This is a genomic window from Nostoc sp. (assembly GCF_036917435.1).
In the GTDB taxonomy this organism is placed as follows: Bacteria; Cyanobacteriota; Cyanobacteriia; order Cyanobacteriales; family Nostocaceae; genus Nostoc.
In genome coordinates, this window is sequence record NZ_JBALDM010000036.1 from 18,056 (window position 1) to 40,783 (window position 22,728).

The window sequence follows — 22,728 nt, forward strand, 5'->3', positions numbered from 1 at the left end:
TGACTCTTTGATTTTCTGAACTGCGAAAACCCTAGCTCAGAGTTATCTCTGAATTCTGCTGTATTTCTTTTCTTAATTCTACTTAGTTGCTGTTGGGCCAACAACATTGCCAGTCTTCAAGTCCTTCACTAAATTGGGATTTCCGCCCAAGTTAGAGGCGATAATTCGCATATTGTTAGCCATCATGCCAATATAAGTATGCTCAGGATTAGTATTTTCCATTGCATTAGCTGAACCTGTTCCAGGTAACTCATCATCAGCAGTATTAGCTGTTTTTATCTTCGCTTCGCGGGCAATTTGTTCTTCTACTTTGCTGGGGTAGACCTCAGAACCAAAAATTGCTGGAACGCCTGTTTTCCGAATTTGGTCAATTAGCTTGGCGACATCTTGAGCGGATGGTTCCTTGAAATCTGATGGTTGAATCGCACCAATTACTTGAAAACCATACTCTCTGGCCCAATACGCCCAAGAATCATGGTAGGTCAAAAGTTTGCGGTTTTTGGCGGGAATACTGGCGACGATTTCCCGTGTTGCTTTGTCTAGGGCATCTAGGCGTTGTAAATAATTTTTGAGATTAGTAGCGTAGTAGTCTTTGCCAGCCGGATCTAAGGTGGTTAACTGTTCGGCGGCTAGTTTGGCGTAAGCCTCAGCATACTTGGGGTTTACCCACAGATGAGGATTGGGATCGCCCTTTTCTTTAGGAAAGCTGAAGTCAAAAAGCCATTGATCTTGGGTAATAGTTTTACTGCCTAGTTCAAAGATTTTAGTTTCTTTAGGCTTTGAGGCTTTAGCTAGTTTTTCTGTTGGGGATTCTAAATGCAACCCGTTGGCGATGATCAGATTAGCTTTGGATAGCAAATCAGAATCACTGGGACGAGGTTCAAAGGTATGAGAATCGGTTCCTTCTGGAATAATACCCTTAACTTCTAAGCGATCGCCTGCAATATTACTCACAATATTGGTTAAAGGTGCGACTGTTGTCACAACTAAAGGCTTATTTTGTGTCTTTTTCTCTCCTACTTGAACTGGAGCGGTTGTTACTTCAGGGTTGGAAGACACCGTTTTATCTGGAGACGGACTGCAAGCTACTACCATGAAGCTAAGTAAAAATAGCAATCCAGCAAGGGTCTTCATTACACTCAAGCCTTCTATATTCAAGGGTCAATTTTGCATTAAACCTTTTCTCGATATCAAAATGCAATGCCCCATCAGGGTATTTTCGGGTGATTTTTAGATTTTTTTTACTTGTACTCTTTGTTATTAAAATAATTTGTAATTTATAATCTCATCTGCGCTTAATTACTTACAGCGTATTGCAACTTGGTGAGGTACAGATCATCGTAGGGGCACAACATGTTGTGCCCCTACCCGTGTACCTAATCCCCAAAGAAAGCATTGAGTTCCCGGCTTGCAGGGTTAGAGTTAGATGGCTAATGCTCGTTTTTCTAATGGTAGTTCAAAGCGATCGCCTGGTTTCGGCTCAATTACCCGCGTCGCCAGATTGTTTTTCTCTAGCAACGAACGAAATTCTTCAGCAGTTCCTTTAGTCTGAATGAATTTCATCAACAATCCCTCAAAGTCCACATCTCCACCGGCTGCCGTAGGTAATATTACTTGAGGTTGTAACGATTTTACTACTTCTAAAGAACTATTTTTGCCTTTAATAATCGGCCCAAGCAAAGGTAGTGTCATATCAATAAACGGTGTAATCACTACATCGATAGGTGCAGCTTGCTGAAGTTGTGGAGAATGATAACCGTGAGGCTCGTAGTATACAGTTAGACCACTCTCCAATTCTTTGAGCAGATAACTATTTTCTACCAGAGTGGGGCCAATGGGCGAACCGGGAAAAGCTTTGATTTCAACTTGATTATTTAAAGTGAAAGTTTCACCATGAGGTAATACTGTTATCTGGGTGTAACCTAACTGCTGTACAACCTTAGCCGCATTGGGAGAAGCTACAACCTTGATGTTGTGGTCGAGTAGCTTTAGCGTTGGTGGGTGACTATGGTCTTCTAAACCTTGAGACAGCAGAATCAAATCAATATTATCTGGTATGGGGCGATTTTGCGATCGCGAACCTTTAAATAACCAATCCATATTACTGAAAATTAACGAACCAACCAGCCAAGGGTCAATTAATATTCGTTTATCGCCGATTTCCAGTAACCAAGAGTTGCTATCGAACCAAGTTAAGAACATAAACTTATATGAAGATAAGATTTACCTTCATTATCAAACCTATACAGCTAGAGTTGCCACAGCTTGGCAACATTGTTGCCAAGCTATTGGAGTATCAAACCCAGTTCAGTTAAAAGCTACCAGGATTGTCATCAAGTGCTAGTAAGAAATTAATCAGGTCTGTTTGCTGGTTTGGATTAAATCCAGTCTGCTGATCTACGTAGAAGTTATGACCCGTGCCATCAATGTTACTAAACACTAATCCAGGGTTAGCTTTGTTAGCTTTGACAACTTTTGCACGAAGTTCACGATCAACCAAAGCACGTAAGCTGCTAGCAGCATCGGCTGGTATACCTTGGTTGAGAGTGCCAGTTAGCCCTAAGCCACTCTTGTCAGCAACAGTGAAACAGCCATTTGAGTCAACCTTTAGACTGCCTGCCCGCACTGCTACGCCACCATCATGTAAATATGGTGCGCTTAAATAGATACCACGCAAGGAAGTAGTTTTATAACCGCCTTTGGGCAATATACCTTTGGGTAGAGTAGTAGGAGTATCAGAGATGCCCTCTGTTGGTACATCCAGCACTTGGGCGTTAGCAGGGATGGGAACAGGAGTGTTGAAAGTGTATAACTTGGGTGCTACGAATAAGTTCTTCTGCGCCAGGTGAGATTGGGCGCGGGCTGGGTTAGTACCGATTTCATCGAGTGGATGAATTTTGTTGTCGGTGAAGAATGGTGGAATATGGCAAGTTGCACAATTAGCTTTTTCAAATATTTTTGCCCCACGTTTCACAGAGTTACTGTTAAGTGCTTGCCAGTTTTCCGTAGTCTGGTTGGCAGGTGGTACTAAACTATTTTGGAAAGCAGACATAGCGTTGTCAGCAAACAAGAAAGGGCCACTGGCAATATCGCCTGACTTTCCACTATTTGGGCTAAAAACTAAACCGTTGTTTGTAAATAGACTAATTTGCAGATTTGGATAAGTTCCTGTACCAGGGGCAGCAACTTGGTCTTCTAATTCTGTTGTTGTCGGATCTGGTGCGATCGCTCCCCGCAGCCACTCCGATGGTTTTACTGTCACTCCTTCTGGTAAACGTAGACGTGGGTCAGCAGCATTTTGAAGAAATGTACCAATATAAACTTCTGGGTCAATACCAAGAGTTTTTGAACTTAATTGAGCAGCTGCCAACAAATTAATTTCTGAAGAATGGACAGCGCTGGTGAGAGCAGTTAGTCCTCCAAAGGGGCCAACGGCCGCAGATCCATCTGCACCATAAGGCTGACTCTTAAATGTGAATAAACTGGGAATTTGGGTGGTGTTGTTAATGCCATCTGGTGAACTCTCGAAGTTACCAAAGGGTAAACCTAATAAGGCATCATCAAAAGCTTTTTCAAATTTTTCAGGATCTGGTAATTTTACTGGATTACCTTTACTGTCAATAATAGTTTTGCCATCACCTTGGTATTGTGGGTCTAGGGGATTGAATTTTGCCCGTGCAAAAGCAGCCGCTGAATTTGGTGCTAAGGCAAGAAAAAGGGGAAAGGCAATTTCATTATTCGGAACTCCCGGAAGACGTTTACCTTCTTTAGAAAGAGTTACATGACAAATTGCACAAGTAAAGTCACCATTAGGCGCACTTCCGACAATATTCCCTCCCTTGTCTACTTTTAAGCCTGTATTAATAACAGTTCCTTTGAGAAAAGTCTTACTACCTAAAGGGATATCCTTCAAAAGGGTAATTTGTAAGTTGTTCGTTGACTGACCTTGCAACTTATAAATTGATGTAGCATATTCTTCCTGAAGAATAGCAGAACCTTGCCCAAGACCGAATACACCTTGCAACCCAAATGTATCGCCAATTTTCCGGTTGAAAAATATATTTTCGCCTTGGTCGATTAATTCCTGAGTAATTTCAACTGCCCCTATGCGTTGATAAGAAATAGGGCTGTTAGGGTCAAGCCCCTTATTTACAACTAGTTGTGATGCTTCTTGAGGACTTAGCAGTTTCCCAAAATAGTCGTAATAGCCTAATGGTTGAGTAGGAGCCGATTGTAAGATATCAACTTTTGCGAAAGCTGCTTGGTTTGTTGTTAACCAATTTGATAACACAATACTAAAAGTACTAATGATAAAAACGCAGATAAATAAAGAAATCTTAGTTTTTAACGCATACGAAACCCTAGCTAAAACAGTATTACGGTGGTTTTTTTTTTGCTCCATTATTCCAATTTACTAAAAGGATCTAGCCAGATATAACATACTCTTTATTAGATATGTGCAAACTGAACAATATTTATATTTATGGAGTAACAAAAAATCCACAAATGATAAACATACTAGGTAGCAAGAATGCTCTCAATAGCTTGATGATTGCTTTAAGACTGTCTACTTATTAAGGTAAATTCAATAACTTTATAGCTTTGAGTAGGTTTACATACGCCCATGTCCCTGCGTCTTGTTTATCCGGACAATTTCAAAAATAGGATTTTGTTCAGACTTCATTTCAGGTCAGGGAACATTAATATATTAGAGAAACACTTTATTAATCTTAATAATGACTGTAACTACACAGCCGCTTGCAACCCAAGACGCTTTTGAAAAATTTTTTTGGACTTGGCAGGGTTACAAAATTCAGTACACTGTCATGGGTACTGGACGACCTCTAGTACTGGTTCACGGCTTCGGTGCTTCCATTGGACACTGGCGCAAAAATATCCCAGTTTTAGCTAATGCTGGCTACCAAGTATTTGCCATAGACCTTTTAGGTTTTGGTGGTTCCGATAAAGCGCCCATTGATTACAGTATCGAAGTTTGGGTGGAACTGCTGAAAGATTTCTGCAAAGCACATATACACGAACCTGCTGTCTTTATTGGCAACTCCATCGGCGCACTTGTTAGCTTAGTAGTACTGGTAGAACATCCAGAAATTGCTGCTGGTGGTATTTTGATTAACTCTGCGGGTGGGTTGAGTCATCGTCCCCACGAATTGAACCCGCCGCTACGGATGGTGATGGCAGCTTTTAATCGGTTTGTGCGATCGCCAATTACAGGTAAATTTGTTTATAACCGCATCCGCCAAAAAGCCCAAATTCGCCGCACTCTTTACCAAGTTTACCGCGATCGCCAAGCCGTCACCGATGAATTAGTCGATTTACTTTATACTCCCTCTTGCGACCCAGGAGCGCAACAAGTCTTCGCTTCCATTCTCACAGCGCCTCCTGGCCCAAGTCCAGAGGAACTTTTGCCCAAAGTAGAACGTCCCCTATTAGTAATTTGGGGTGCTGATGATCCCTGGACACCAATTACCGGGGCAAAGATTTACGAAAAGGCACGTGAAAATGGCAAAGAAATCGAAATTATTCCTATTCCTAATGCCGGTCATTGTCCCCACGATGAGGTTCCAGATGTTGTTAATGCCAAGATTATTGATTGGCTAACACAAAGTTAACAATTTTATGCCAAGACGCAAATGCAAATACAATTCCTGCTGATGCGCCTTGGCTCATGTAGGGTAGAAATAAGGCTGGCAATCTGGGTGATTGAATCTTAATCTTTCTAATTGCACCTTGACAGAATCAAACTCATCTGGTGTGTGTAATGGAGCTTGATGTGCATAATGCAAATAAAAGCCTAATTCTCTTAAATCACCATCCAAAATTTTCAAAACTTGGCTATCAAGTTATCAAAGAACTAGGACGCAACCGAGAAGGAGGACGCATTACTTATCTAGCGAATGTCCTCAACTCTAAGCAACAGGTGGTGATTAAAGAGTTTTGTTTTGCTCATGCAGATGCTGATTTGTCAGGTGTGAAAGCTTATGAGCGCGAAATCATAATTTTGCAGCAACTAAATCATTCTCGCATCCCTCGTTATTTAGATTCCTTTGAAATACCAGGGGCTTTTTATCTGGTACAGGAATATATAAATGCCCCATCTTTAGGCTTAATAAGCAGCTTTCATCCGGAAGAAATTAAGCAAATTGCTCTGTCACTTTTAGAGATTTTAATTTATCTACAAAAGCAAATTTCACCAATTATTCATCGGGATATTAAGCCGGAGAATATTTTGGTTGATGAACAACTAAATGCTTATTTGGTTGATTTCGGGTTAGCTAGAATACAGGATGCGAAAATAGCTCTGAGCAGCTTTGTAGCAGGAACTCCAGGTTTTATGTCACCAGAGGAACAGTTTGGTCATTCCCTAACTGAGGCATCAGATTTATATAGTTTAGGAGCAACATTGATTTGCTTACTTACTAATACTCGTTCTGTTGAAATTGGGAAATTAATTGATGATAACTATCGCTTTAATTTCCAGCAATTAGTTCCTCAAGTAAGTCCGCATTTTCGCTCGTGGTTAATGAAAATGGTGGAACCTAATCGAAAACGCCGCTATGCCAATGCAGCCGTTGCTTTAAAAGCGCTGAAGCCAATTGAAGTTGTTGGTAGCGCCACTGGAATACATAATTTAATCAGGAAAATCAAACCTATAAAACAAACTGCTGTACTGGGGCTAGTCGCTGTCATTTCAATAGCTGTAATAGGGGTAACTTTGATAAGTTGTCAGCCTGATGTTGCAATCAATAAAATTAGCACTACGGTTCGGATAAGATCCCCCCGCCTGTGGCAACAACCTTAAAAAGAGAATCGTCAAGGATAAAAACAGCACTCCACACTTTCAATCTTGAAATTATGAGTTAAATATTTTAACTCCGTTGCCAAATTTTAATGGTCTTATCTAAACTACCGCTAACTAACATCTCGCCGGAAGCTGTGAAAGCTAATGCTGTAACTATGTTTCCATGACCTGTAAATGTACCCAATAATTCCCCTGTTTGTAGATGCCATAATTTGATGGTTTTATCAGCACTACCACTAGCGATAATTTGTCCATCGGGACTTAATGCGATCGCATATACTCTATCTCTATGTTCTTTGAGAGTATGAAGTAATTCTCCAGTCTCCAATTGCCAAATTTTAATTGTATGATCCCAGCTACCACTGACGAGCATTTTACCATCTGCACTCATTGCTAAGGAACGAACAATGTGAGAATGACCCATAAGGGTATGCAGAGGTTGTGCGTCCTTTAAACTTTTGATCCCCGTCAGGGGTGAAGTGCGCCAAACTTTGATTTTACGGTAGCTACCTGTAACCAGAGTTTCCCCGTCTCGACTCAAAACCAGGGAATGAGCAGCTGTATCATCTAAAGAGAGTGCGATCGCAACTTGACGATGCATCAAATCCCAAAACAGAATTTTTCTGTCATCTCCACCTGTCGCTAACATTCTGCCATCTGGAGTAAAGGCAGCACATCGCACTACCCCATTATGTTTGTGCAAAATATCTATCAAGTCTAAAGCACCTACGTGCCAAAGCTTAATTGTAGAATCTGCACCGCAACTTACTAAAGTCTGTCCATCTGCGCTAAAAGCCAGGGAATTTACTTCATCTATTAGCCCAGACATCACCCAAGGATACTCGGATAATGTATCTATTAATTCGCCCTTGCTTAAATCCCAGAGTTTCGTTTCGCCCCGACTACCGCTTGCCAGTATGGGTAAGGCTCTGCCATTCTTACATAATGAACTGAAAGCTAGGCAATTAATGCCTCTGTTGTGTCCTTGCAAAGTTTGCCAGCATTCCCAGTCACCCACTACATCCTTAAGGCAATGGTCTGATGATAGAGTTTGTATTGTATCTGCGATCGCTATCTCATTAATGACTAGCGACGTATCTTTTTTACCAATCAGTGATTCTAAATACCAACTTAACCCTCCACCATACAACAAGCTACTCGGAGTAACATACAATTTTGGTTCAGTAATTTCAAGTAAATTTGTCGGTAAAAAGCCTGTTATTATGCTTTGTTTCTCGTAACCTAAATTACCTGTAGATGGATAAAACAAACACAGAAAAACTAATACTTGGTGATTTCTCAAATCTTCTTGAGTAACCGACCATCTAATTTTGTCTTTTTTAATACCATTAAAACTTTCTCCATCAGCAACATAAACTTGAACACTTAGCTGAGGATTATCTTTGAGTACATAAGAGAATTTGCTTTCGCCACACAAATTTCCCTCATCATCTAAAACCATATTTTGTAAGGTATCTTGTGACACCTTTTTGACCAATTTGCCCAAACGTTCAGCAATTACCCGATCAACAATATGCTCTCGCAAAAGATAATCTTGAGCTTGTTGTTGAAAGTATTTCGGAAAAGGTATCGTCCAGTCGGGAGGTTCAGGATATTCAGGTGGCGTAGGCGGCGGGTTTTTGGCAAGAACTTCTGCTTGTTGGCGAGAAAGTTCTTGGAGTCTAGCCAATGGTTCGCCCCAAAAAGCCATCATTTCAGTGTGACAACCCTTAACTTGACTTTCTAGTAAAGATAAGTCATAAGTTTTAGGTTTCTTCACACGTTGAAGGAAGTCAGTTTGTTGAGCTTTAAGTAAGCTAATCCAATCCATCTGCATTCCTACGGCAAACTATTGCATACCTACGGTAAGCTATACCAATGCAATTACTCAAGTTTATAACCTTAGTTAATTAAAAATTCAGTAATGTTAGTAGTCTAATAAAACACAGCTATTGGGATACATTTCCGGGAAAGATAGAGATGGATAGCACTTAGACATTTCATGAACTGATGCAGATGAAGTATATAGAATTAAATGATGTCAGTCAATTCTAACGGAGATGGAGAAAAAGATACTGTTTCCAAGAAAACACTTCTAGCTGCAAAGGAAAGTTTAACGTAAGAGAGATTTTAAAGGTTGTGGCAACGTTAAGTCAACCAATACCTCTACTAGACTGACCTAGTAAAGATGATTTTCAGGTATATCATCTGAAATTGGCATAAATTGAGAAGATTAGCTAATTTTAACCTTTGCGTTTTGGTTGTCTGGGTATAGTACTTACATCAGAGGAGTCACCAAAAGTATCTCTTGCCTCAATCTGTTTAATTTTCATTTGCAAGTTCAAGTCATCACTACTAACAATCGTTTCTAAATTCGCTAATCTCCGTTCTAACAGTTCTATTTGCTGCTGTTGCAAATAGTTAGTTTTTGATTTTTGCTCATCAGAACGCCAAATAGCGACTGTACCAACTGCTGCACCACCAATAGCAACCAAAGGAAGAATAGCACCGCTTCTAGTAACGGCTGAGAGGGGGACGCAAACTCCGAGAATAGCGACTGTAATCACCCAGATTCTAGTTGTGGCGGATAATCTGACATCTTGGAATTGTTCTTGATTTGGTTGAGATTTTTTAGCCATAAATAAATCCCTTGCAAAGTTATTTGCTAGATTGGCACAATTGCTTACGAAAATACTTCCTACAATTGGGTTAAGTATAATTACTCTACTCAAAATGACAGTTTATGCTTTGTTATTCCAATCGGTACTATTTTGCCCTTACCAGACGATGGTGTACACACAAGTCATCCAATTACCCAAAACAAAAGAAAAACCTCACCCTGTCCCAATACTGCGTAGGTTTTGAATATTCGTAGGTTAGGTTGAGGCAATGCGTTACCCAACAAACCCCGAAAAATGTTGGGTTTCGTTCCTCAACTCAACCTACGCAGTATTGCACCCTGTCCTATCGCACATCACTCTCCAAAGCATCGGCTACGGTATCACAAATAATTTAATTACCCCAAATCCCATTTTGTAGGGTGTGTTATGCCGGAGGCTAACGCACCATCCTAGATTTTCGGTGCGTTAGTCCTAACGTCCATAACGCACCCTACTAGATTGAAGCTATATATATTGTGTTCTTCGACTTGTGTGTACACCGTAGCCGATGCTTTGGAGAGGGACAGGTTATTACGTAGTAAAACCAGGGTGAGGTATCTCAGAGACTATGAGACTTAACCGGAAATGGACTCACAAAAGACTTCTGTGTACACCGTAGGATAAAATCCTTTGAGCGCAAGTAGTTAGGTTTATTATGACAAGTGCATCTTACATTTTTCTGGCTGGAGCAAGTCGCGGTGTTGGTCGAGAAATTGCTCAGTATCTCACAGCGCAACAACTAAAGGTTAAAGCACTCCTGAGAACACCAGTAGTTGCTGCTGAACTAGAAAAAATCGGTATTGAGGTAGTTTTGGGAGATGCTTTGAACATTGAAGATGTAGAACGCGCAATGCTGACAGATGAACCTATCCATACTGTTATTAGTACCATTGGCGGTTTACCGACAGAGGGAGAAAGAGCAGATTACCCTGGTAATAAAAATCTGATCGATGCGGCAGTTAAAGCTAGAGTACAAAAGTTTATTCTTGTATCTTCCATTGGTGCTGGCAATAGTGTTGTTGCTTTATCACCCCAAGTTTTAGCGGCACTGGGAACAGTTTTAATTGAAAAAGAGAAAGCTGAACAACACTTAATTGCCAGTGGACTTAGCTATACAATCATCCGCCCCGGTGGACTAAAGTCAGAACCAGCAACGGGTAATGGCGTTTTGACTGAAGATCCAAGGATTATTGGTAGCATCAATCGCGCAGATGTGGCGCAGTTAGTTGGTCGTTGTTTAAATAGCCAACGCACCAATAACAAAATTTTGTCAGCAGTAGACCGAAACATGCTATTTACACAAACAGAATTTGCAGAATTTAGTTTGGAGTAATTTAAGCACGCCATCGGAGTACTTGATCCTTAACAGGGTTTACAAATTCTCGTCCTTCAGCAACAGACCGGGCATACTCCCGCTTTAACTGGTAGTACCACTGCGCCTGCATATCTGAGTCTTTAATCAGTCGCAGCACAGGATTATATTGGAGGCCAATTTGCTGTTTTTCTACAACCGTTCGGTCTTGACCAATGAAAGTCCGCGCCAACAGATGCAGCAGGGGCTTGAAAAAGCCTGCCCAAGGGAGTGTCCAGTAAAGAACAAAAGTTACCTCGGTTTCTGTGTCTGAAATGGGTGTAACTGCTGTTAAATTAACAACTCGATGCTTGCCAATGGTGGTTTCTTCTATTCTGACTCCAGGTAAACGGAAAGAAATCTCCGTTTCCGGTCTACCACCGCCAATTAACCAGTATAATCGACCCCCATTATCTGGTAATTGATGTCGTCGCATGGTGAAGCCATAAGGTGAAGCATCAAATTGCTTTACTTCTTCGTGCAGTTGTTCATTTCGCCACCACCAAGCGCGATGAACATAAGGTGAATGGGCAGGATCCATCAGACCGACTACTGCATGATCTATAAAACAGGGGAATTTCACGACCTCTACGAACTGGTGCGATCGCTCTCCGAACCCTGGAATCACCGGAATCTCGATATCAGAAGCAGGCTGAGGTTTATCGGGATCAGTCATATATATCCAGATATTCCCTTGAGCTTCCCGAACTTCGTAGGATTGTACGTCAAAGCGACTCAAATCCATCTGCTGATCCTCAAGAAGTGATGGAATAGCAGTGCAGCGTCCAGCCTGGTTAAAGCGCCAACCGTGATAGCAGCATTCCACTTCTTGCCCATCGAATCTACCACAACTCAAAGGTACGGCACGATGAGGACAAATATCTCTCATAGCAGAGACTTTGCCATCTTGTCCTCGGACTAGCAGCACAGGTTCACCCAAAAAAATGCGGTTGATCATCATACCTGGTTTAATCTGATTACTAGGCAGAGCATAGTACCAGGTATTACGTAATACAAAGTTATCGTTATTTTTCATCACTAATTGCTTCTGCCTTTGACACAATAAAAGTTCTGGTTTGTGGAAAGGAAGGTTATACTTAGAAACATTCTTTCAGGTTTTTAATTGCTGTTCAGATTTGGGTTGTCATGGAAGGATTACAGACGTGAAGTTGCATTATTCGCCAGAAATTTGAACAAATACCGTTCTTTTACGCGGCCCATCCAACTCAAAAAACAATACAGATTGCCAGGTTCCCAAAGCTAATTTACCATCCAAAACGGGAATTATCTCACTAGTAGTCAGCATCATTGCCATTAAGTGAGAGTGAGCATTAATCGGCTCATCTTCCGGGACATCTCTTAAATGCAAGTCATTATGCAAATAACTGTCCGACTCTGGCGCTAGTTTTTGCAAGAATGCTTTTATATCTTCTAACAATCTGACTTCATTCTCGTTGATAGCTAAAGCTGTTGTTGTATGTCGAGAAAATACTAAAATTTGTCCATTCTTAATTGATGTTGAAGCAAGAAAATTTTGAATTTGTGGTGTTATATTATGAATATTAATTTTTGGTTCAGTTTCAATTTCAATTAACTTATTAATAATTGGCATCTGTTCAATTTTATATTTAGGATTACAGAGGAGGCAGAAGGCAGAATGAATGACCTCTAATTTCTAACTATAGTTTCCAAACCTTGTACTAATCTTTCTATACCTTCTTTAGCTGTCTCTTTTTGCAGCGCCCCATAAGCAATGCGCAGGTAGCATCCGTCATGCATACCAAAGGTTGTACCTGGAATGACTGCTACTTTATATTCCTGAATTAGTCTTTTAACTAACTCAAAAGCATCCATCTGAGTATTAACTTTGAGGAAAAAATAGAACGCACCATTAGCAGATGTAATGTTACATAAATCTTCTAGGCGATTAAGGGAGTCGAGTACTAATTGCCGCACTTGAGAAATTGCACCTATATTATTTTGCAAATACTCCTCTTTTGCCTGCAATGCCCCTAAAGCTGCATATTGGGAAATAACTGGCGGACAAATCAAAATTGTATCCTGGACTTTTTTGATAGCGACAAATAAGTGTTTGGGAATCACCATATAGCCAATGCGCCAACTAGCAAAACCGTATGCTTTGGAAAGGCTAAATAGAGAAATAGTGTACTTGCTACTCCCAAATGCACCAGGAGAAACGTGTTTTACGCCGTTATAGGTAAAGTATTCATAAGCTTCATCGCTGATGTGGTAAATGCCACGAGTCTCACAAATTTGATTTACTTGGCGCAATGCTATTTCTGAATAGACGACTCCAGTGGGATTATTTGGCGAAATTGTGACTACAGCCCGTGTTTTGGGAGTAATTGCTTGAGCGATCGCATCTTTGCGTAGTTGGTAATTTTCATCTGTCGCAACTAATACTACACGACAACCAGCCATTGCGATCGCCATTTCATGGTTGAAATAGTACGGCGTATTCAGAATAATTTCATCGCCTGGGTTAGTAATAGCAAGAATGGCATTCATAAATCCCATATTGCTCCCTGCTGTCACGACGATACAGTTTTGCTCGTTGATTTCAATGCCGTTGAAGGCTTGCAATTTTTCTGCAAGTGCTGTCACTAATGGGGGAATTCCCTCAACTGATTTGTATAAATTATTAGTGGATTCAGCTAAAAATTTGGGTAAAAATTCTAAAGCTTCTGGTGGTGGGTTGTAATGAACAACACCCTGTCCTAGAGAGATTGTTCCAGGAGAGTTTTTAATCAATTCCCCAACCACAGGAATAATCGGCGACTGTACACCCTGCATACGAGAGGTTAGGGATTCCATATTTCCTTGGTTATGTACTGGGAATTGGGAATTGGGAATTGGGAATTGGGAATTGGGAATTTCCTCTGAATCTGCGATCAACTCCCACACTGAATACTTACATCAGTGTGGGAGTCTGTCACCAAAATAATTAACCGGATTTGCGATTACTCAAAAATTTAGTCGATCGAAATCTGTTGAGGACCGCTTGCTTTGCCATTATGTGCTTCTGTTATGCTGCTGGTATAACTATTTGAGCGAGTCTGTTTATCCAGCCAGGTTTTAACAGGATCGTCTGCAAGGTTGAGCCGAAGCACACCAGAGAATAACCCACCTACAAATGAGGCTGGATGCTGGGTAAATTCTCGGAATATAGGTGACAATTCACTAATGAACATAAAAAGACTCCTGGCGATGCCATAAAAAATTATAGAAACACTCGGTAAGCGTAAAACTCAGTCCCTTTAGGGCCCAGATTAAGCGACTCATGTGACTTTAGTCACCTAAGTTTACTCTTTTGCGATATACTAAAACACTAAACTAAAATCACTAAAAAAGAAATACAAGACTTCAAAAACAGGTTTTCTAAACGGTTACACCCTACTTAAACGTAGATAGCGCGAAGAAAAAGTAAGTTTGAGAAGATTTCTAGAAAAGTGAGAAGGTTTCAAAAGTAACGGGAAAGCTTAAGTTAAATTTTGCTGACTCACTCTTTCGTTGTTTGACCAACGTAGCGGGAGTTAGGTTCACCTAACTTTGTATGTAGAATCTCACTCACTTTAGTGCTGAGAGTGTCAATACTTCTTAATTGATCGTAACCTGTTGATTAGTATATGGTCTGCGGTAGTGAAGTTGCGAACTTTTTGAGCTTCAAGAAGAGGCAGGGGAGTAGGGGAATTATAAACTGACCCCTGCTTTTTGTTCAACTGGAACAAAAAAAATTCCCAACTTCTTCAAGAAGTCGAGAATCTGTAGCTTACTCCATCTAACTAGAGAGAATCTATAAACTGCTGTACTTTTTTCAGGAGTGGCTGGTGTTCGATTTGCTCCGCTAACTCTTGAGCATTTTGGTAGCACGATCGCGCCATTTTTCTGCGTCTTGTTGTGGCGTAAAGGGTTCCCATATTCAGCAAAGTTGAAATTTCTCCCAGACTATCGCCCAATTGTTGATAAATCAGAAGGGCTTGCTTGTAGAATTTCATGGCTTGGCGATGCTGTGCCAGGGTGCTGTAGGTAAAACCAATGTTGTGAAGAGTTGTAGCAACGCCTGAGCGATCGCCAATTGCCTGACGTGTCAAAAGAACTTGATTATAGAGCAATAACGCTTGTTTAGGTTTTCCTAAATCGCTATAGATTGAGGCAATATTATTCAAAGTGGTTGCTTCAGCAAACACATTCTTGACGGCTCGTTGAATTGGAAGTGCTGCTTGAAAAAATTCTAGCGCCTGCTCAAACTTGCCTAAGATATTGTAAGCAAACCCAATGCCATTGAGCGTTATTGCCTCACCAGCAAAGTCACCTAACAATCGCCGCATCCGCAAAATTTGGTGTTGTAGCAACAGTGCGCGTTTGGGTTCTCCTAAACGGGTATAAATTAGAGCTACATCATTAAGAGTAGAAACTTCACTTTGAGTATCTTGCGATCGCCTAAAGATTGGCAGTGCTTTGTCAAAACATTCCAACGCTTGTGAAAAGCGTCCAAGACGGCTGTAGGTAGAACCCAGATTGCTAAATGCAGTTGCCTGTGCTGGCGTGTTGCCAATTTCAATAGCAACCGAAAGCGCCTGATGAAAGCGCTCTAATGCTCTTTGAGGTTGCCAGCAACTGAGGTGAGCTAAACCTATATCATTTAATGTATGGCCTTCTCTAACCCGATCTCGAATTGCTCTAGCCAGTTGTAAATTCTTGGTTGCAAGATCGAGTGATTCTTGAAATTTACCGTGCCGATAGTAGCGATTTGCCTCATCACGACGTTGCTCCCACTCTTTGACTTGATTTAAAGGTTGCATCATCTGACCTCAGTTGCTTTCTGCGATAAGTAGGCAGGATATCTCTTAAGAATGAACCTCTCTTAGGTTTCCCAAATTTTAACCTTAATCTTCAATCTTTAGATATAAGACGTAAATAGATAAGTATGATATTGTTCCATATTCATAGGAATATTTATGAAGCAATTAATACAAATACTCCAATCGAGGCGTACATCTGTGCATCCCTAGTAAATTAAGACTAGCCCTTTCAAGGTGGGTAAAATTTTTGGACAATAATTACTCTTTTCTCTGTGTTCTCTGCGCCTCTGTGGTTCAATAAATTACTTTCAAACCGCAGAGGCACAGAGAAGCCAGTGCGTTGGGCGGGTTCCCCGACTTGAAGCAACTGGCGCAACACAGAGAAGAAAGCAGAGATTTTATGAGTCACCTTGAAAGGGCTAGTAAATTAAGACTTACGCCTTGACAGAAAAAACCAAGTATAGATGATTGGAAAAACCAGATCCGTCGTAGGGGCAATTCATGAATTGCTCCTACGATGCGGATATATTTACATCTCCTCAGATGTGTGTACACCCCAAATTGAAAACAAATTTGCTGAAAAATTAAGATTTATTTAAATAAAACAACAGGTATGTTGTTAAAATCAGAAGCTAGATTCCAATCAGTAAGCAGGTTTGAGGGATGCTTACTCCTACCCATTCCAGATAAAATCCTTACAACTCTTCACTTCATTAGGGATACAACTTTTGAGACAATCAGAAACGATTTAATAATAATCAAGCACTTATAGTCCATTCTTATCGGACTCCGTGTTATTTCTGTTGAAAAGGGAGAACACAAACATGAAATTGGCTTACTGGATGTATGCAGGCCCAGCCCACATCGGCACTCTGCGAATCGCTAGTTCTTTTAAAAATGTCCATGCGATCATGCACGCCCCCATTGGCGATGACTACTTTAACGTCATGCGCTCCATGTTATCGCGGGAGAGGGATTTCACTCCAGTGACAACCAGTGTTGTCGATCGCAACGTTTTGGCGCGTGGTTCCCAAGAGAAGGTGGTAGATAACATCATTCGCAAAGATGCTGAGGAACACCCCGATCTGATTGTGTTAACTCCCACCTGCACCTCCAGCATTTTGCAAGAGGATTTGCACAACTTTGTCGAACGGGCGCAACTAGAAGCCAAAGGAGACGTAATGCTAGCGGATGTGAACCACTACCGCTACAACGAACTCCAAGCCGCCGATCGCACTTTGGATCAAATTGTCCAATACTACATTGAAAAAGCGCGGAAGCGGGGCGAATTGGCAGAGGGCAAAACTGAGAAACCCTCAGTTAACATTATCGGTACTACCACCCTTGGTTTTCATAACAATCACGACTGCACCGAACTGAAACGGCTGATGGCTGATTTGGGAATTGAGGTAAATACCTTAATTCCTGAAGGTGCTTCGGTGAATGACTTGAAAAAGATGCCAAAAGCTTGGTTTAACCTGGTACCTTACCGCGAACTCGGTTTAACCACCGCTCGTTACCTAGAAGAACAATTTGGCACACCTTATATAGACATTACTCCGATGGGTGTAGTGGAAACTGCCCGTTGTATTCGCAAGATTCAACAGGTAATTAACGCTCAAGGTGCAGAAGTTGACTATGAAAACTTCATTAATGAGCAAACCTTGCACGTATCTCAGGCTGCTTGGTTCTCCCGTTCCATTGACTGTCAAAACTTGACTGGCAAAAAAGCTGTGGTTTTTGGTGATAACACCCACGCCGCCGCCATTACCAAGATTCTGACGCGAGAAATGGGGATTCATGTTGTTTGGGCTGGAACCTACTGCAAATATGATGCAGACTGGTTCCGCGAACAGGTTAGCGAGTATTGCGATGAAGTGCTAATTTCTGAAGATCATGGTGAAATTGGGGATGCGATCGCTCGTGTCGAACCCTCTGCCATTTTCGGCACCCAAATGGAACGCCACGTTGGTAAGCGTTTGGATATTCCCTGTGGCGTAATTGCTGCACCAATCCACGTCCAAAACTTCCCCATTGGTTACAAACCATTTATGGGTTACGAAGGCACGAACCAGATTACAGATTTGATCTACAATTCCTTCACTTTGGGAATGGAAGATCACCTATTAGAAATCTTCGGTGGTCATGATACCAAAGAAGTAATTACTAGGGGAATTTCTGCTGATTCTGATTTGAATTGGACAAAAGATGGTCAAGTAGAATTGAATAAGATTCCTGGATTTGTGCGTGGCAAAGTGAAGCGTAATACTGAAAAATTTGCCCGCGATCGCGGTTTCAAAGAAATCAACGCTGAGGTATTATACGCCGCCAAGGAATCTGTCGGGGCTTAGTTTAGCGGTTATTGAGAAGATTAAGGGGTGAGGAGTTATGTATACTCTTTACCCCCATTTTTTTGCTTTAGTGATAACAATTAAATTATGAGATATCATAGATTAAATATTAATTTTTATATATTTCTCTCAATAACTATTTAAAATAAATAAATTAAATATAATGAAAATACCATCAGGTTTAGTAATTCAAGATGAAAAAATCACTAAATACCTACTTGTTTATCAACCTAAAAGTGATAAATCAATATATCTAGCTTTAGCAGGATATAATCTTGACAACTGGAAACTTCTTAAGAACGATATAATAAATGCTGTAGAAGGTTCTGAAATTGCAAAAGTTACCCCTAATGATTGGGGGACTCAGTTTGAGGTTAAAAGCGAGTGGTCTGGGCCTAATAGTCGATTAATTAAGGTAATTACTATCTGGCAACAAGATGAAGAAACAGAATTTGTTAGATTTATAACACTATATCCTGATAAATCACAGGAGACTTAAAAGATGACAATAGCTAGTTTATTTCAGTGGGCAGAACTGAAGCAGAATGTTCCTAATAGTCCTGTAAAAGCTGGCGATAGGGGGGTTGTGTTGGATCATCTGCGTCCTACTAAAACTCAGCAAGAGCCAGGATATATTTTAGAAATCTTTAAAGACGGTGAAACTCTAGATGTAGTTAGTGTGCCTATTTCCTGGGTTAATCCTCTACCTGAAACCTGGGGAAGTATTGAACATGATACAAGACAGACAGTTTAAAAAATCGCGGTTTCAAAGAAATCAACGCTGAGGTGTTGTACGCTCTAATCATTAGAACTGACATAGGAATATAGCGATCGCTGCGGCAACCCCTAGAGCGATCGCACTCCGTAACGCAGAGATTTACTGATAAATTAAAATTAAAATCGAATAAATATCACAATACAAAATTATTACTTCGGGGATCTAATAGGCAGAATAACCCACTAGAGTCAGAACCGATGTGTCTCCCGTAACGAAGTAAAAAAAGCATCACAAAAGCCTCGCAATATCTCTTATAGAAAAAAAGCAGATGCATGTTAATGTTTTAATCTCATCGTCTTTCCTTCGGGTCTTTCCCTATGCATCTGCACTATTTACACCCCCAACACCTTGAGGAATTAGTCAAGAGTAGTGGTATAGACTTACACCTTGTGCAACTCAATTTTAGGTCACTCCAAGGCGTAAACGCTTATGAGTACCTATTGATTTCTGAGCTACTCCCCCGCACCAATACCGGAATGGTGAAAGCTGCATGGTTGCAGCGTTATGCTCATATTACTGAAGGTGGTTGGTGGTGTTCGGGGCTAGACCCTTTGAATAATTGGCAGATGATGGAATGGGGATGCTTTAAGCCAAACCAGCCCCGACAGAATCACAATGCTAAATCCATCAAATACGAGCATCCTCCCAGCACACCAACGCGGGTGTTTTGTTTGCGGGTAACGCTGCAACTATGGCAGCAAGTTGCTGGACGTTACAATTTGGTCATGCCTGAAAATATCACCATTACTGCTGATGGTGAAGCTAGAGGCTTTTGGCAATGGGTGATGCAACAGAACATTCCGCTCATTCTTTGCGAGGGTGTGAAGAAAGCAGCAACACTTTTGACACAAGGATATGCAGCTATTGCTATTCCCGGAATTACCAGTGGTTATCGGGTTGTTAAAGATAAATTTGGCAAAGTTACCCGTCGTCAGCTAATTCCTGACTTAGCAGCTTTTGCAATTACAAAGCGTAGCTTTTATATTTGTTTTGATTTTGAAACTCAACCTAAAACAATTGCTGCTGTAAATAATGCTATTTCTCAACTTGGTTGTTTATTCCAGCAAGAAAATTGCTCTGTAAAAGTTATTGAACTTCCAGGAATAGAAAAAGGTGTTGATGAGTTTATCGTTGCCAAAGGTGCAACTAGCTTCGAGAAAGTTTATCGCCAAAGTGTTGATTTAGAAATTTATCTTGCTAAAACTAAACCTCATACCGAGTTAACTATTCCTGCTGCTCTCACTTTGAATCGCCCTTATATAGGTGAAATTCCTTTGCCAACTTCTGGATTAGTAGGAGTAAAGTCTGCCAAAGGAACAGGTAAAACTACAGCATTGCAAGCCGTTGTTCAGCAAGCAAAAATTAGAAACCAACCCGTTTTATTAATTACTCACAGAATTCTACTAGGAAAATTTTTGTGTGAGAAAATTGGTATCCAATGGGGAACACATAAAGAAGATGGGTATAAAAGGATTGATAAAACACTTACCCCCGCTCCTCCCATCCTCCGCTCACTCTCTCCACAGCAATCCCTTGGATTGTGCGTTGATTCGATTTGGAAACTTAACCCTGAAAATTGGCATGGGGCAATAGTAATTTTAGATGAAGTAGAGCAATCTTTGTGGCATCTATTAAACAGTAATACTTGTAAATATAAGCGTGTAAAAATATTAAAATTATTCCAGCAACTAATTTCCACAGTTTTAACGACTGGGGGGTTAATAATCGCCCAAGATGCTGATTTATCAGATGTTTCCCTTGAATATTTACAAGGATTAGCAGGAATTAAATTAACGCCTTGGGTAGTTCTCAACCAATGGAAGCCTCAGCATGGTTGGGACGTAACTTTTTATGATTCGCCGAACCCAACACCGCTAATTCACCAACTGGAATTAGACTTACTTGCTGGACGTAAATGTTACGTTACTACCGATAGTCGCGCTGGGCGTTACAGTTGTGAAACAATCGAACGTTATCTCAAAGAACGCTTACAAAAATTACGGCGGCAATTTCCCAAAACTTTGGTAGTTAGTAGTCATACTACAAATACACCTGGCCACGCAGCCGTTGATTTTATAGCAGCAATTAATCAAAAAATTTCTGAATATGACGGCGTTTTTGTTACCCCTAGCCTGGGTACGGGAATTAGTATTGATGTCCAACATTTCGACCGAGTTTATGGCATTTTTCAAGGGGTAATTCCTGACTCGGAAGCAAGACAAGCATTAGCGAGAGTTCGGGATGATGTGCCGCGTATTGTCTGGTGCGCTAAACGAGGTATTGGCTTAATTGGTAGTGGTAGTACAAATTATCGCTTGCTATCTGATTGGTATCAAGAAAATCAAAAAGAAAACTTAGCTCTACTTAGTCCACTACATAAAATAGATGTAGATTTACCTTTAGTTCACGATCCGATTCATTTGCGAACTTGGGCTAAGTTATCTGCACGGGTAAATGCTTCTATCCGCCTCTACCGTCAATCAATGCAAGATGGTTTAATTGCTGATGGGCATCAAATTCAGATGCGGAGTAATGCTGTTCACAATAATATTATTCGAGATTTACGTCTGGCATTTTTGGCAACTGATGCCGATGATTTAGCTACCCGCAAAAGATTAATTTTAGAGATTGTCAAAGTTCAAAAAGATTGGGCGCATAGTCGCCAAAAGGCTAAAGAGATTAAGCGTAAAATTAAGGATATTAAACAGCAAAATCAACTATCGGTAGCTACAGCAGTCGCTAATGCTAAAGATATCGATTATGTAGAATATGAGCAGTTGTTAGTGAAGCATTCTCTAACTGATGGAGAACGGAACCAAATCAATAAATATGTTCTCAGACAAAGGTATGGTGGAGAAGTTACTCCTTGGCTAAAATTGCAAGATGACCAAGGATATTATCGTCAACTGTTAATTCATTATTATCTGACTCACGAAAGCGAGTATTTTCACATCAGAGATGAGCAAGAATGGCATCAGCAATTATCTTGGGGTGAAGGGAAAGTTTTTCTCCCAGATTTAAAAACTTACACGCTCAAAGTTGAGGCCATGAGAGCCTTGGGAATGCTTCAGTTTCTCGAACTAGAAAGAGAATTTACCGAGAGTAATCCAGATTTGATAATGCTTAAAAATGTTGTTTTTCAGCATAGCAAGCATATTAAAAGGGCGCTTGGTATTAATTTAGTTGGAGAGAAAGAGCAGGTTTCGGCAATAAAAATACTCAGCCGACTATTAAATTTGTTGGGCTTGAAACTAAAGCGGGTAAATGAGGTTTATCAAATTGACCTAGAAACGCTTTATGATGATAGGGAAAGAATATTTACAGTTTGGCATCAACGAGATGAGTTGATGTTGGCTCATGTTAAGAGTGTTGGCTATGAGTTGCCAGATTATTCGTCAGACTGGAAGTTTGAAATTATTCCAACCAAGCCTTATGCCGCAGTAGCCAACAAGTAATTCGTAATTCAAAGATGGGTAAGAGTAAGAGATATGTATAAGGTTGCCCCTTTATGCTTCGGGTCTAAATTCCCATTCATTCGCTTGAGCTTAATATCATGTTTGGCTAATTAGTTGTCATTACGAACCAACTGGATCAATCTCCGAACCTTTGCGAAGGCTCAAACTTTTACTTATCCCAATTTCTAGTTTGCCTTCAGCCTAGCCTGCTTCACCATTGCAATGACAGCTTGATGAGCATCTTCTGCATCCTCTAAAACAGCTTTTATTTTAAGCTAACGCGGGTGAAATTTGCCGATTTTATTTTTTAGCATTGATACAGATGAACTATACTCTATTTTCATCATAAATATATTTTATTTTTTTGAGAATAATTAAATTAATTTCTGGGAGAATAATTAAAATACAACTTATTCAGTATTTTTACCTTCTATTACGGAAACCAGACAGCTTAAACTGTAGCAGAAGTATTAGCCAAACTATTGAAGCT

The 22,728-nt window shown here is 40.5% G+C and carries 18 protein-coding genes; 7 read left to right on the plus strand and 11 right to left on the minus strand.

Annotation, left to right across the window (positions count from 1 at the left end; genetic code table 11):
* Positions 1 to 78: 78 nt before the first annotated feature.
* The 3 genes from V7K98_RS16835 to V7K98_RS16845 form a co-directional block, all read right to left on the minus strand.
* Positions 79 to 1,134 carry a metal ABC transporter substrate-binding protein gene (locus V7K98_RS16835; protein ID WP_335023742.1) on the minus strand — a complete coding sequence of 352 codons (1,056 nt, stop codon included), beginning with the start codon at positions 1,132 to 1,134 and terminating at the stop codon, positions 79 to 81.
* 288 nt (positions 1,135 to 1,422) lie between these two features.
* The gene (locus V7K98_RS16840) at positions 1,423 to 2,202 is read right to left on the minus strand and encodes an MBL fold metallo-hydrolase (RefSeq protein ID WP_335023744.1); all 780 of its coding nucleotides are present in this window, start codon (positions 2,200 to 2,202) and stop codon (positions 1,423 to 1,425) included.
* Positions 2,203 to 2,311: 109 nt separating this feature from the next.
* Positions 2,312 to 4,291, minus strand: coding sequence for a hypothetical protein (locus V7K98_RS16845; protein WP_335023745.1), 1,980 nt, complete (start codon positions 4,289 to 4,291; stop codon positions 2,312 to 2,314).
* Positions 4,292 to 4,736: 445 nt separating this feature from the next.
* Here V7K98_RS16845 and V7K98_RS16850 point away from each other — a divergent pair, with 445 nt between their 5' ends.
* Together V7K98_RS16850 and V7K98_RS16855 are read left to right on the plus strand one after the other, a co-directional pair.
* Positions 4,737 to 5,630, plus strand: coding sequence for an alpha/beta fold hydrolase (locus tag V7K98_RS16850; protein WP_335023747.1), 894 nt, complete (start codon positions 4,737 to 4,739; stop codon positions 5,628 to 5,630).
* Positions 5,631 to 5,779: 149 nt separating this feature from the next.
* Positions 5,780 to 6,820 (plus strand): serine/threonine protein kinase, encoded by a 1,041-nt coding sequence (locus V7K98_RS16855; RefSeq protein ID WP_335023749.1) that lies wholly within the window; start codon positions 5,780 to 5,782, stop codon positions 6,818 to 6,820.
* A gap of 67 nt (positions 6,821 to 6,887) precedes the next feature.
* Here V7K98_RS16855 and V7K98_RS16860 read toward each other — a convergent pair whose 3' ends face one another.
* Both V7K98_RS16860 and V7K98_RS16865 read right to left on the minus strand, forming a co-directional pair.
* Positions 6,888 to 8,657 carry a WD40 repeat domain-containing protein gene (locus V7K98_RS16860; protein WP_335023751.1) on the minus strand — a complete coding sequence of 590 codons (1,770 nt, stop codon included), beginning with the start codon at positions 8,655 to 8,657 and terminating at the stop codon, positions 6,888 to 6,890.
* 406 nt (positions 8,658 to 9,063) lie between these two features.
* Complete coding sequence (locus tag V7K98_RS16865; protein ID WP_335023753.1) at positions 9,064 to 9,459, minus strand: hypothetical protein; 396 nt, start codon at positions 9,457 to 9,459, stop codon at positions 9,064 to 9,066.
* Positions 9,460 to 10,135: 676 nt separating this feature from the next.
* On the opposite strand from V7K98_RS16865, the gene V7K98_RS16870 reads away from it, so the two are divergent.
* Positions 10,136 to 10,813: an SDR family oxidoreductase gene (locus V7K98_RS16870; protein ID WP_335023754.1), complete on the plus strand. Its 678-nt coding sequence runs from the start codon at positions 10,136 to 10,138 to the stop codon at positions 10,811 to 10,813.
* Between the two features lies 1 nt (position 10,814).
* Here V7K98_RS16870 and V7K98_RS16875 read toward each other — a convergent pair whose 3' ends face one another.
* The 6 genes from V7K98_RS16875 to V7K98_RS16900 form a co-directional block, all read right to left on the minus strand.
* Positions 10,815 to 11,867, minus strand: coding sequence for an aromatic ring-hydroxylating dioxygenase subunit alpha (locus tag V7K98_RS16875; protein WP_335023756.1), 1,053 nt, complete (start codon positions 11,865 to 11,867; stop codon positions 10,815 to 10,817).
* 138 nt (positions 11,868 to 12,005) lie between these two features.
* Positions 12,006 to 12,443, minus strand: a complete 438-nt coding sequence (locus V7K98_RS16880; RefSeq protein ID WP_335023758.1) for a secondary thiamine-phosphate synthase enzyme YjbQ — start codon at positions 12,441 to 12,443, stop codon at positions 12,006 to 12,008.
* Between the two features lie 56 nt (positions 12,444 to 12,499).
* Positions 12,500 to 13,666 (minus strand): pyridoxal phosphate-dependent aminotransferase, encoded by a 1,167-nt coding sequence (locus tag V7K98_RS16885; protein WP_335023850.1) that lies wholly within the window; start codon positions 13,664 to 13,666, stop codon positions 12,500 to 12,502.
* A 158-nt stretch (positions 13,667 to 13,824) separates the two neighbouring features.
* On the minus strand, positions 13,825 to 14,043 hold the full coding sequence (locus V7K98_RS16890; RefSeq protein WP_335023760.1) for a hypothetical protein: 219 nt from the start codon (positions 14,041 to 14,043) through the stop codon (positions 13,825 to 13,827).
* 591 nt (positions 14,044 to 14,634) lie between these two features.
* Positions 14,635 to 15,657 carry a tetratricopeptide repeat protein gene (locus tag V7K98_RS16895; RefSeq protein ID WP_335023762.1) on the minus strand — a complete coding sequence of 341 codons (1,023 nt, stop codon included), beginning with the start codon at positions 15,655 to 15,657 and terminating at the stop codon, positions 14,635 to 14,637.
* A gap of 226 nt (positions 15,658 to 15,883) precedes the next feature.
* Complete coding sequence (locus V7K98_RS16900) at positions 15,884 to 16,063, minus strand: hypothetical protein (protein WP_335023764.1); 180 nt, start codon at positions 16,061 to 16,063, stop codon at positions 15,884 to 15,886.
* A 415-nt stretch (positions 16,064 to 16,478) separates the two neighbouring features.
* Between V7K98_RS16900 and bchB the strand changes: the two genes are divergently transcribed.
* The 4 genes from bchB (at position 16,479) to V7K98_RS16920 (ending at position 22,238) form a co-directional block, all read left to right on the plus strand.
* Complete coding sequence (gene bchB / locus V7K98_RS16905) at positions 16,479 to 18,005, plus strand: ferredoxin:protochlorophyllide reductase (ATP-dependent) subunit B (RefSeq protein ID WP_335023766.1); 1,527 nt, start codon at positions 16,479 to 16,481, stop codon at positions 18,003 to 18,005.
* Between the two features lie 163 nt (positions 18,006 to 18,168).
* Positions 18,169 to 18,504 carry a DUF6883 domain-containing protein gene (locus V7K98_RS16910; RefSeq protein WP_335023768.1) on the plus strand — a complete coding sequence of 112 codons (336 nt, stop codon included), beginning with the start codon at positions 18,169 to 18,171 and terminating at the stop codon, positions 18,502 to 18,504.
* Between the two features lie 3 nt (positions 18,505 to 18,507).
* On the plus strand, positions 18,508 to 18,759 hold the full coding sequence (locus tag V7K98_RS16915) for a hypothetical protein (protein WP_335023770.1): 252 nt from the start codon (positions 18,508 to 18,510) through the stop codon (positions 18,757 to 18,759).
* Positions 18,760 to 19,100: 341 nt separating this feature from the next.
* On the plus strand, positions 19,101 to 22,238 hold the full coding sequence (locus tag V7K98_RS16920; protein ID WP_335023772.1) for a plasmid replication protein, CyRepA1 family: 3,138 nt from the start codon (positions 19,101 to 19,103) through the stop codon (positions 22,236 to 22,238).
* Positions 22,239 to 22,728 lie beyond the last annotated feature (490 nt).